Source organism: Pseudomonas sp. DW-iso17, from assembly GCF_058725345.1.
The window spans coordinates 55,772-66,702 of record NZ_JBZXEA010000032.1 but is presented as its reverse complement, the minus strand read 5'-3'; the positions used below and the strand labels follow the sequence as shown (position 1 = coordinate 66,702).

Below are 10,931 nucleotides of genomic sequence, written 5' to 3'. Positions count from 1 at the left end.
GTATGAACCTGATCGAAATCCGCGACCTGTGCGTCGCCTTCAACGGCCAGACCGTCGTGCGCAACCTGAGCCTGGACGTGCGCCCTGGCGAGTGCCTGGCGCTGGTGGGCGAGTCGGGCTCGGGCAAGTCGGTGACGGCCCACTCTATCCTGCAACTGCTGCCGCAAGCCGGCACCCAAACCCTGGGTTCGATCAAGTATCGCGGCCAGGAACTGATCGGCGCCTCACCGAGTACCTTGCAAAAATTGCGCGGCAACCGCATTGCCATGATCTTCCAGGAGCCGATGACCTCCCTGAACCCCCTGCACAGCATCGAAAAGCAGATCGGCGAAACCCTGCTGCTGCACAAGGGCCTGGGCGGCAAGGCGGCGCAGGCGCGCATCCTCGAACTGCTGGAACTGGTGGGCATCCAGAAACCCCAGGAACGGCTCAAGGCCTACCCCCATCAATTGTCCGGCGGCCAGCGCCAGCGGGTGATGATCGCCATGGCCCTGGCCTGCGAGCCCGAGCTGCTGATTGCCGACGAGCCCACCACAGCGCTGGACGTGACGGTGCAGCGCAAGATCCTGTTGCTGCTCAAGTCCTTGCAACAACGCCTGGGCATGTCGCTGCTGCTGATCAGCCATGACCTCAACCTAGTACGCAGTATCGCCCAGCGGGTCTGCGTGATGCGTGCCGGCGAAATCGTCGAGCAGGCCGACTGCCAGGCCTTGTTCACCGCACCGCAGCATCCCTACAGCCGCCTGCTGCTGGATGCCGAGCCCTCGGGCGACGTGCTGTGCAGCGAGCCGCGTGACACGGTACTGGAAGTGGATGACCTGAGCGTGCAATTCCCTCTCGGTGGCGGACTGTTCCGGGCCAAGACCTACCTGCGCGCAGTGGACGGCATCAGCCTCAGCGTGCAGCGCGGCAAGACCCTGGGGATTGTCGGCGAGTCCGGCTCCGGCAAGTCCACCCTGGGCCAGGCGATCCTGCGCTTGCTCGACTCCAGCGGCAGCATCCGCTTTCAGGGTGAAGCTCTGGACCCGCTCAACCATCAGCAGATGCGCCCATGGCGCAAGCAGATGCAGGTGGTGTTCCAGGACCCCTATGGCAGCCTCAGCCCGCGCATGTCGGTGCAGCAGATCATCAGCGAGGGCCTGGAAGTGCATGCCCCGTGCAGCCTGGCCGACCGCGATGCGCAAGTGGTCCAGGTGCTCAAGGATGTGGGCCTCGACCCTGCCAGCCGACATCGCTACCCCCATGAGTTTTCCGGTGGCCAGCGCCAACGCATCGCCATTGCCCGCGCCCTGGTACTCAAGCCAGCGCTGATGCTGCTCGACGAACCCACCTCGGCCCTGGACCGTACGGTGCAGAAACAAGTGGTGGCGCTGCTGCGCGAACTGCAGGACAAATACGGCCTGACCTACCTGTTTATCAGCCATGACCTGGCGGTGGTGCGCGCCATGGCCCATGACATGATCGTGGTCAAGGATGGCAAGGTGGTGGAGCGTGGCGCGAGCCATGAGGTCTTCGAATCGCCCCAACACCCGTACACCAAAGAACTGCTGGCAGCAGCGCACATCCCTTTGTAGGGGTGAGATTGTTCCCACGCTCTGCGTGGGAACACAACCCGAGACGCTCCGCGTCGTGCCCTGGCCCTACGCCAAGTGACGCAGAGCGTCACGGTAGGCATTCCCACGCAGAGCGTGGGAACGATCATTAACAGGATTCTGTACCCATGAGCACTAGCCTCAAGGACTACCAACAGGTTCGCGGCCTGGCCATCCAGTCGCTGTTCGAGATCATCGAGCAGTCCAGCGAGGGCACGGTCATCGTCGACCGCGATGCAAATATCGTGTGGATGAACGAGCGTTACGCCAAGCGCTTTGGCCTCAAGAGCGCCGACCAAGCCATCGGCCAGCCTTGCGAGCAGGTGATTTCCAACAGCCTGCTGCGCCAGGTGGTGCGCAACGACCGGCCGATCCTGCTGGATATCCAGGACACTCCCAAAGGCCCGCTGGTGGTGATGCGCCTGCCGATCCACGACGAGGCCGGGGCGGTGATCGGCGCGATTGGGTTTGCGCTGTTCGATGAACTGCGCAACCTGTCGCCGCTGATCGAGCGCTACCTGAGCATGCAGCAGGAGCTAGCCTCCACGCGCTCGCTGCTGCGTTCGCGGCAAAGCAAATACAACTTTGCGCACTTTATCGGCACCAGCGCCGCCAGCCTTGAGGTCAAGCGCCGGGCGCGGCGCAGTGCGAGTGCCGAGTCGCCGGTATTGCTGCTCGGGGAAACCGGCACCGGCAAGGAGTTGCTCGCCCAGGCCATCCACGGCGCATCGCCCCGGGCGCACAAAGCTTTTGTGAGCATCAATAGCGCGGCGATTCCCCATGACCTGCTTGAAGCCGAGTTCTTCGGCACTGCGCCCGGCGCCTTTACCGGTGCCGACCGCAAGGGTCGCCCCGGCAAATTCCAGATCGCCCAGGGCGGCACGTTGTTTCTCGATGAAATCGGCGACATGCCGCTGCCACTGCAAAGCAAATTGCTGCGGGTGTTGCAGGAAAAGGAATTCGAACCGGTGGGCTCCAACGAGATGCTGCACAGCGATGTGCGGGTGATTGCCGCGACGTCCATGGACCTGGAGGCGGCGATCAAGCGTGGCGAGTTTCGTGCCGATCTGTATTACCGCCTCAATGTGCTGCCGATCCAGGTGCCGCCGTTGCGTGAGCGGCTGGAGGATATTCCGGCATTGAGCGAGGCGATCCTCGAGGAACTGCGCAGCCAGCACGAACTGGACCGCGATGCCCTGGCGTTGTTGGCCCAGCATGCGTGGCCGGGGAATATCCGCGAGTTGCGCAATGTGCTCGAGCGGGCGGCGTTGTTGAGTGATGACCTGGTGTTGAACGCCGAAGAGATTCGCGCAGCGATTGGCACGTTCAGGCCGGTGCGACGGGGGCAGGTGGCGGCGGTCGAGGGCGAAACCTATACGGCAGCAAGGGAACGATTTGATCGGCAGGTGATTGGCGCGGCGTTGCAGGCGTGCGCGGGGAATGTGGTGGAGGCGGCCAGGCGCCTGAAGATTGGTCGATCTACGCTATACAAAAAAATTGTCGCATTGGGCATGACATCTTAGTAGACGACATCCAGTACATGCCCATACCTGCTCAAGCTCAAAGCAGGCCGAGCGCAACGCCATAGGCAACTGCTGAGGTCTTGTTCGGAACGCCGAGCTTATTTTTAACGTTATTTAAATGGTAATTTACCGTATCAGCGCAAATGCTCAGGATTATTGCCACCTCTGCCGAACTCTTGCCTTCGGCAGTCCACTGCAATATTTGGCGTTCGCGTTCCGTCAACAACGGTTCCCTAGCGCTATTCTCACCGGTTTCCTTCACGTCCATCCCTTCACTGAAAACTTCAATCAATACCCTGAGCTTCAAAGCCAGCTCCTGCGCTTCACTCGCGCTGATCGCTTTCAGGGGCCTAGCCACAGAAAAGGTCAACAATGAGTTATTAAAGTCACGTAAGGTCAGGGTGCAACCGTACTTTAAGCCGTGCCGAACAGCCTCATCGGACAGTGTCCTATCGACGCCCGCGAGTAAGCGGTGATCCCAGATGACCAGCGATGACGATTTCGAGTGCTTCGCAATAAGCTCGTTCTTGCTAGAATGATGAAGGTCCAGGTATCGCGTTACCCAATGTAAGGGATAAGTCCCGGAAATTTTAGTCATCGGCTTTACGAATGGCGTCGCCGACCGAACAGCGAAGGAAAAATAGTAAAATCCCAAATCACCGATGACGTCCTGCATGGTTTCAGTTGCATGTTCTTCACACGCACATGTCTTAAATCGCTGACTCAAACTGCTGATCCATGCATACACACTCCACCTCCTGTATTAAATGTGATCACACTGGTCAGTTTCCTAGTCTTTACCAAGATTAGAGTTTAAAGCGGAAACGCCATTGACAACATGGCATATACTTTGTCGTGCGTGGAACGCATTTCAAGTGAAATATAAGTGTAGATGCTGTGCAGCGCCAGTGGTTCTTGCTGTTCTCGACAAAACCTAGCGCCCAAGATCATAGGGAAAAGTCTTACAAAAGCCCTTATCTCTCGGCGCAGAGACTGTATTGCAAATTAATAATAAATGGAGAATCCGATATACGGTGCTCATCTGATATAGAAATAGCCTATGAACCAAATGGTTAAATGCGATATTTTTATGGTAAATTGTAGTCAATTCGCGGCCTTGACTTGACAAGTCTCTATTCGAAGTAAACATAATCACAATATCTTTAAAACAGCGGGACAGAATATATGTCGAATAAAAATATTATTGTCATTGGAGGCGAGTCCGATGACGATGTGAAGTGCATGACACCGATTGATGAATACATTATTTCGTTGACCGGAAAAGCAGCGCCCGTGGTCCTTTATATCTCCACCGCCAATGGCGATGACCCGGAGAAAATCTCAGATTTCTCGAACAAGTATGCTGCGGTCGGCTGCCCCGTCATCCCGCTCGCATTCTTCACCCCGCCCTTCCCTCATGCGCAGCAGATTTCATCGATGTTCGAGAAGGCTGACATCGTTTACGTCGCCGGTGGTAACACCCGTGCGATGTTGGCGGTCTGGCGCGAGTTTGGTGTTATTGATCTTTTGAAAGCCGCCGGGGACCAGGGCAAGGTCCTGTGTGGCGTCAGCGCGGGTGCCATATGCTGGTTCGATTTCGGCCACTCGGATTCCGGGGGGGCTTTTGCGCTGATCGATGGACTGGGCTTGCTGCCCGGTGCGCTGTGCCCGCACTTCAATTCTGAAGAGGGGCGAGAAACGTCCTTTGTCGAACTGATTTGCAACCAACGCATTCATCCCGCCTACGCCGTCGATGACGGCATTGCGTTGCACTTCAAAAATGGTAGATATCACAGGACCCTTCACAATGACGCCACTTGCAGCGGTTATGCAATCGCCGTGCAATCGCCCCACGTAACGCGCTTGTGATCGGAACGTTCAATGGATGCAAGAGCCGGCACTCAGGTTCAACAGCGTACCGGTCATTGCGCCACATTGTTCGAGAAACACGACCGCCTGGGCCACCTCTTCAGGCCTCACCCATCGTTTGAGTGCCGTATTTTCCGCTATCAGATCGACCAATGCGGCCACTTGCGTTCCAGTCTTGTCCGACCTCGCCTGCAGGCTCCTTTCTTCTCCCGGAGTCATCACATCACCCGGCGCAATGCAGTTAATCCTGATGGCCGGGCCACACTCCCAGGCCAGCGGCCCGATCAGCGCATGCAGGGCACCTTTGGCGGCAGTGTAAAGGGTATTGCCCGTCTGCCTGGCCCCTGGCAGGGCCGCCTGGGAACCAATGAAAATGATATGCCCCATCTTGCTCTGCGACTGCCAGCTGCGAATAGCCAACCGGGCAAGTAACATGGGGCTGAAGACGTTCAATGCAAAGGTCGACTCCAGTGTGGATAGGTGGGTGTTGACGAAATCGTCATCAACACAGGCGCCAGCGTTCAATACCATCAGGTCCGGGGGGCCGGAGAGTTTTTCGGCCGCACTCCAAGCCTGACCTATATCGCCAGCCTGATAGAAATCGCAGTCAACATCACCACCGCTGCGCTGCAGGGTCACGACAGCGTAGCCTGCCTGTCTCAAGGCATCGGCGATCACCAGGCCAATGCCATAGCTGGCACCCGTTACCCAGGCGATCTTACGCTCAGTTGCACTCATAGACCGCCACCTCCCAATATCGCACAGGCGATGCTTTGCGCCTCTACGAACGGCCTGGATTGACTCGCGATGGTGGGCACATACCAGTTGTAATAGGTGCTGCCTTCACTCATTACGCCGGTAGCGAACAACCGTGCTTGTGCTATGCCTTGGGCCGATATGCAGTGTGATCCGGCACTGACCGCAACCCCCGGGGTGGCGAGCCAAGATCCATTGCGTGAGTGCACACGCCCGCCTTCCATCAGCCCGGCGAACAGGACGCTGGTTGTGTTCTTCAATGTCGGTTGGGCCGTGTAACCTTGCAGAAGGTGATCCAGGTCGATGCTTACCGGATCGGCAAATACCGTCGACTGCACATTCCAGCATCGTTTTTCCGATACCCAATGCAACTCAGGTGCAGGCCCCAGTGGCGTTGAGACAACCCCCGCGTCGATCAACATCAGCAACTCTTCCTGTCGATCATACTGCGGGCCGATCACATTGCGATTGATTGCAGAGGCAAAGTGGTTGTAGAACCAATTATGGGAGGATGGCGCCAGCCCCCCATGATTAACGATGGCCCTGATCGATTCCCGGGCGCTCATCAAGACTTCAAGGGCGCGCTTTTGCGCGCTGCCCGCCAGGCCAAGGCGGGCTTGGTGCAAATCATTGGTGATGAACTGAACAACACCGGCGGCATATTCTTCGCTACTTGCCTGAGGGAGCTCAGCCCATAGCAGGCGACTCATCAACGCCGTTGCCGTTTCGGCCGGTACATCTTGTTCAAGTGCGACCCGTGCGACGTCCTGAGCAAGCAAGGGATAAATTTGCGTCATGAAATTAATCGTTCCGCAACCATGCTGCTCGCGCATTGCCAACGCAGCTCGCTCATCGAAGCGCAGTTGGGGTTCGAACTCAGCGAGTCCGTCATCGACCGGTCGTGCTCGCGACGGCAACCCGCTGCGCGAAAAAAGGACAATGGCAGGTTCGGTACCTGCTGCCTTATAAACACCGTCGGCAAATACACCGCCCCTGCCTCGGGTCAACTCAGCGATCGCATCCATGGCCGTCAAGCCAAACCCCTGGATTCCGACGGTGCAACCGGCCGGTATGTCCTGGCGATCAAGCCCGGCCTGGTAGATGTCCGTGATCGTTTCGGCGCAATTGGCAACCGGCAGCAAATGGCCGACGGCAATGACCACGTAGTCGCTGACAATGCTGCGATCACTCAGCAGACGAGTGATCTCTTGCGGGCCATCCTGTTGTATATCGACGGCCTCGTCATCGACATATTCGACTTGGCAATTGCCCGGGCAATGCTCCAACAACAACTGGTACAGCGCGTGACAGTAGGCACCAAACCAGCGTCGTGGCACATAGGCGCCACTTTGCGCCGCTACGCCCTGCTGTTTCAACCAGGGCAGAAAATCCGCGAACATGTCTTTGACCAATGACGGTTGGAATTCGTCGCCTGGGATCAGGGTCAACAAGCCCGCCACCGTATTGAGCAAGAACCTGTCGGACAGCGTCTGGCCATGTACCCCCTGGCCCGGTAGCCCTTTGTTCACAATCACAATTTGAACCTGCTGCTGCGGGCGTCGCGCCGCCAGCGACAGGATACGCTCCAGCACGCAAAGCCCACGGGGTCCGAACCCGACAATGGTGACGCTCACGGTCTTCATGACCTATACCCTCTTGGGTGTAATTTAAAAAGCGTCAGCCGTCGGAGCCTGCCGAGCGGCGAGCACCTTGTGCGGCTGCGCGGCCAGGTCCCTGAGAGCCATCGCGATGCGGTGCGCTGAGTCGGCGCCGCCAAGCAAGACCCAGTTCGGCAGGGTGATGTGATCCAGCCGGGCGGACTCAGCCTGGGGCAATGGATAGCGCGCGGGCTCGAAATCAAGCCTGTTGGAAAAGTTTTTGATTCTCGGACTTGATAGCGGGTTGTACAGCCTGAACGAATTCATTGGTTGATAAAGCGGGCTTACCTGAACATTCAACGCTTGGGTCATGGCAAGGGCGAGGGCATCGATCGTGCAGCCCGGGAAATATTTTTCCAGGCCAACTTTCATCACCAGGTTGTAATAGGTACAGCGCGTATTGCGTGGATCACGGCGCAGGAAGGTAATGAAGTCCTCCTCTCCTTCGAACAACGCTCGCAAGGTTTCTGCGCATGCTTCACGTTGCGTATTCTGCTGGTCCAGATGCTGCAACCTGTCCAGCAATATGGCCGACTGAAACTCCGTCAGGCAAAAGTTCTGTCCTTGTACCGCACCCCGTTCGACCAGCTCCAAGCGACTCTCCACAGGCGTACCGGAAAATAGCCGCCCGTCGGCCCTCAACTGCTCAAGCTTTTCTGCCAGCACAGGGTCCGAGGTCACCACTGCACCGCCCTCGCCCGAGGTCAGCACCTTGGCTTGTTGCATACTGAAACAGCCCAACGCACCAAACGATCCGACCTTGCGGCCACGCCACATTGCACCGTGGGCTTGAGAGCAATCCTCGATCAATGGAATGGCGTAGCGCTCGGAAATGTCCAGGAAGGCATCGATGTCCGCTGTTCGGCAATAAGGATGCACCAGCAGGATCGCCTTGGTCTTGGCGTTGATCCGCGCCTGGGCGGCTTGCGGCGACATCGACAGGGACATCGGATCAATATCGACCAACACCGGCACCGCACCAACGCTGCAGGTGGCGGAGGCGCAAGCGACCCAGGTCAATCCAGGCACGAGGACTTCATCCCCCGCCCCGACCTCAAGCGCCAGCAGCGAAATGGTGAGCGCGGAGGTGCCGCTGGTGACAGGTGTGCAATACAACGTGCCGCAGTAGTCGGCAAACGCTCGGGCAAAGCGTCGTTCGTACGCCTCCTGCCCTGTGTAGGCGCCACTGATTGTCCACCGTGTCGATTCCAGAACCTCACTGACGATCTTCAGCGTGTCACTGTCGTGTGAAGGCCATTTAGGCCAGCTAACAGTCGCCCCTGCCGGAGTGTGGAGAGAACGGCTCGTTGCGTCGATGTGAATATTCATGGGTTTTACCTGTTGACTGAAAAGTGCCTGGTTGCGAGCAAGTGCTCAGGAAATTAGGTCCCAAAAAGGTTCGGATCGGTCTGACATACCCACCGTGGTATGCGCGCGGTTTGTACAGTGCGTGCACATTTCACAGGCGCCTTGACGATTGCCGGCTTCCAACGCTGCGCGGATGCGCGAGTAATCGTGGCTATTCCAAATCTGGGTAATGGATTGCTCGCAGATATTGCCCATGACATGGCTGCGATGAGCGTCCTCATAGCAAAGGACCACGTCGCCGGTGATGGTAACGATTAGCATCTCTGTCGGCGCAAAGCAGCGCTGCGAAACGTCCTCGCCGGTGGCCTTGGGCAGGTCTTCCATGGTTCCACCGCGATTGGTCAGCACCAGATCGTCTGAAAACTGAACAACCTGTTTGGGCCGGGGCGGGTGGGATTTACCGCTGTGGGAGGTGATAACGATCATTTGCAGGCCAGCTTCGATCAACGAGTCATAGCGGTGCTGGGTCAGCAGGTCTCCATTGGTAAACAATACAGGACGGCATTTTGGCACTGCCGCCAAAATACGACGGATGATCTCTTCCAGTCCTTTATGGATTAACGGTTCATTGTAGAAATGAAATGAGATCCGGCCATCAAAGTCTATTTCAACCAGCCGCTCGATAAAGGCAGATAGCACGTGCTCTTGAATCAAGCGTGGCACTTGCGGAAACGGCATAATCGATACAGGGCAATAGCTGCATTTACGGTTACACCGCGAATTTATTTCAATTTCAACATTTAAAAGTCTCATAAAACTTCGCCTCGTAACGTGGATGACAGGGCTTACTACTGTCCCTCGTGCTGGTTCAGTCTTTAACGATAGTTTCGATAGTGCGGCAGATTGCCAGTGCCTGTTTTGAATCAATTGTCGGCGCGCATAACATTTCAATGCCGACCGGCAGCCCTTTCGGACTGGTCATGGAAAAGTTCATCGCAATGGTCCGGGCACAGGTGGCGACCGATACATGCCGGGCTAGCGCAAGAGGGTCTGTCGACGCGTGACTGTGAATGTCCGACGTGGCCACATTGATTGCGACTGTAGGATGGATGAGCACTTGGCACTGGGTCTGCTGGAAATAATCAACCACATCCTGTTTTATTTGATTTGCAGTGAGCCGGGCACGCTCATATACCGCTTGTACTGGTCTACCCGTTGGGAGTGCCAATGATCTGATGCGGCGGGCGGCCAGGGTGTGTCGGTGGTCGAGCAGTCGTTCCAGCGTCGCAGGTTCACCTGCCCGGCTCTCCAGATAACTATTGAACGCGGGTAAAAATTCGTAGTTAACAATCGTGGTTAATGCGCAGGCGGCCGAGCCGAATGAGTCTGGCACCTCATGCATCACCAACGTGGCGCCGGCGCCGGCAAGCTTGAAGATCGCGTCATGCATACTGGCTTCAACCTCTGGCGCCAGCGCCGACAGCGAGAAATTGGCGGCGACAGCAATAGAAAGTTCCCCAGGCGCTAAGACGGGCAACTCTTCATAGTCATGAATAAGGCTTTCCAGCTTGGAGATATCATCGATCGAGGGGGCAATCAGGCCTAATTGATCGTAGCCAGAGGACGTTAACGGACAAACCTCATGGCTGGCCGGCTGCGCGCAAAGCGCTCTATATGCGCTGAGCCCACAGAACGCCGCGGGAATCCGTACAGACCCCACGGTATCTTCGCCCACCGCGAAACAGGCAGCACCGCCCGCCACTGCGGCAGCACATCCACCGCTGCTGCCGCCGGGAGAATGCTCGGGAAAGGTCGGGTTGATCACCTGCCCGTAATAGGCGTTGTCTGACGCCCAGCCATAGCTCATTTCATCGAGGTTGGCTTTACCGACACAGATGCCGCCCATGGATCTAAGACGAGCGACCAGTTGATGATCAGACGTCGGATAATTGTTGTTCAGAGCCGCGGTGCCGTTGGTTGTCGCAAACCCAAGAACGTCAATGCTATCTTTGACAACAAACCCTACGCCGGCCAGTGGCCCGCTCCCGGGAGCTGACGAATTTGGGCGGGACGTCTGGCCTTGCGGCGCAGCGGCCAAGCGATTGACGAACACGCAATAGCGGTCCTCCCAGTCGACAGACAGGCAAGATGAAACCCTGGCCATTGGCGTTGAGTGTTCTAACAGCTGACGCAGTTTCTTTTGTTCAAACATCTCTTGTCTTTCA

At 57.3% G+C, this 10,931-nt stretch carries 9 protein-coding genes; 3 read left to right on the top strand and 6 right to left on the bottom strand.

From position 1 onward, the window contains the following. Positions 1-2: 2 nt before the first annotated feature. Both AC4PS6_RS18545 and AC4PS6_RS18540 read left to right on the top strand, forming a co-directional pair. Entirely contained in the window at positions 3-1,574 is a 1,572-nt protein-coding gene (locus AC4PS6_RS18545; protein ID WP_019817606.1) for an ABC transporter ATP-binding protein, read from the top strand. A gap of 146 nt (positions 1,575-1,720) precedes the next feature. Then, a complete protein-coding gene (locus AC4PS6_RS18540; protein WP_032903860.1) occupies positions 1,721-3,115 on the top strand; it encodes a sigma-54 interaction domain-containing protein in 1,395 nt (464 codons plus the stop codon). A gap of 37 nt (positions 3,116-3,152) precedes the next feature. On the opposite strand, the gene AC4PS6_RS18535 is transcribed toward AC4PS6_RS18540, so the two are convergent. Next, positions 3,153-3,863 carry a LuxR C-terminal-related transcriptional regulator gene (locus AC4PS6_RS18535; RefSeq protein WP_133244101.1) on the bottom strand — a complete coding sequence of 237 codons (711 nt, stop codon included), beginning with the start codon at positions 3,861-3,863 and terminating at the stop codon, positions 3,153-3,155. A gap of 437 nt (positions 3,864-4,300) precedes the next feature. Between AC4PS6_RS18535 and AC4PS6_RS18530 the strand changes: the two genes are divergently transcribed. Next, on the top strand, positions 4,301-4,984 hold the full coding sequence (locus tag AC4PS6_RS18530; protein ID WP_032903861.1) for a Type 1 glutamine amidotransferase-like domain-containing protein: 684 nt from the start codon (positions 4,301-4,303) through the stop codon (positions 4,982-4,984). Between the two features lie 9 nt (positions 4,985-4,993). Here AC4PS6_RS18530 and AC4PS6_RS18525 read toward each other — a convergent pair whose 3' ends face one another. From AC4PS6_RS18525 to AC4PS6_RS18505, 5 genes are read right to left on the bottom strand one after another with little or no spacing between them, the layout of a single operon-like run. Next, positions 4,994-5,722, bottom strand: a complete 729-nt coding sequence (locus tag AC4PS6_RS18525) for an SDR family NAD(P)-dependent oxidoreductase (RefSeq protein WP_032903862.1) — start codon at positions 5,720-5,722, stop codon at positions 4,994-4,996. After that, positions 5,719-7,383, bottom strand: coding sequence for an FAD/NAD(P)-binding protein (locus AC4PS6_RS18520; protein WP_391802335.1), 1,665 nt, complete (start codon positions 7,381-7,383; stop codon positions 5,719-5,721). The genes AC4PS6_RS18525 and AC4PS6_RS18520 overlap by 4 nt, the downstream gene beginning before the upstream one ends. Positions 7,384-7,407: 24 nt before the next feature. Then, entirely contained in the window at positions 7,408-8,727 is a 1,320-nt protein-coding gene (locus tag AC4PS6_RS18515; RefSeq protein WP_081036851.1) for a DegT/DnrJ/EryC1/StrS family aminotransferase, read from the bottom strand. A 45-nt stretch (positions 8,728-8,772) separates the two neighbouring features. Continuing rightward, on the bottom strand, positions 8,773-9,519 hold the full coding sequence (locus AC4PS6_RS18510) for a radical SAM/SPASM domain-containing protein (RefSeq protein WP_081036852.1): 747 nt from the start codon (positions 9,517-9,519) through the stop codon (positions 8,773-8,775). A gap of 55 nt (positions 9,520-9,574) precedes the next feature. Beyond that, positions 9,575-10,918, bottom strand: coding sequence for an amidase family protein (locus tag AC4PS6_RS18505; RefSeq protein ID WP_050587248.1), 1,344 nt, complete (start codon positions 10,916-10,918; stop codon positions 9,575-9,577). Between the last annotated feature and the right edge of the window lie 13 nt (positions 10,919-10,931).

What these genes read in the sequence shown, in the direction of transcription:
- AC4PS6_RS18530 (WP_032903861.1), top strand. Translation starts at nt 4,301, where the DNA reads ATGTCGAATAAAAATATTATTGTCATTGGAGGCGAGTCCGATGACGAT.
- AC4PS6_RS18520 (WP_391802335.1), bottom strand. Translation starts at nt 7,383, where the DNA reads ATGAAGACCGTGAGCGTCACCATTGTCGGGTTCGGACCCCGTGGGCTT.
- AC4PS6_RS18545 (WP_019817606.1), top strand. Translation starts at nt 3, where the DNA reads ATGAACCTGATCGAAATCCGCGACCTGTGCGTCGCCTTCAACGGCCAG.
- AC4PS6_RS18540 (WP_032903860.1), top strand. Translation starts at nt 1,721, where the DNA reads ATGAGCACTAGCCTCAAGGACTACCAACAGGTTCGCGGCCTGGCCATC.
- AC4PS6_RS18525 (WP_032903862.1), bottom strand. Translation starts at nt 5,722, where the DNA reads ATGAGTGCAACTGAGCGTAAGATCGCCTGGGTAACGGGTGCCAGCTAT.
- AC4PS6_RS18505 (WP_050587248.1), bottom strand. Translation starts at nt 10,918, where the DNA reads ATGTTTGAACAAAAGAAACTGCGTCAGCTGTTAGAACACTCAACGCCA.
- AC4PS6_RS18515 (WP_081036851.1), bottom strand. Translation starts at nt 8,727, where the DNA reads ATGAATATTCACATCGACGCAACGAGCCGTTCTCTCCACACTCCGGCA.
- AC4PS6_RS18510 (WP_081036852.1), bottom strand. Translation starts at nt 9,519, where the DNA reads ATGAGACTTTTAAATGTTGAAATTGAAATAAATTCGCGGTGTAACCGT.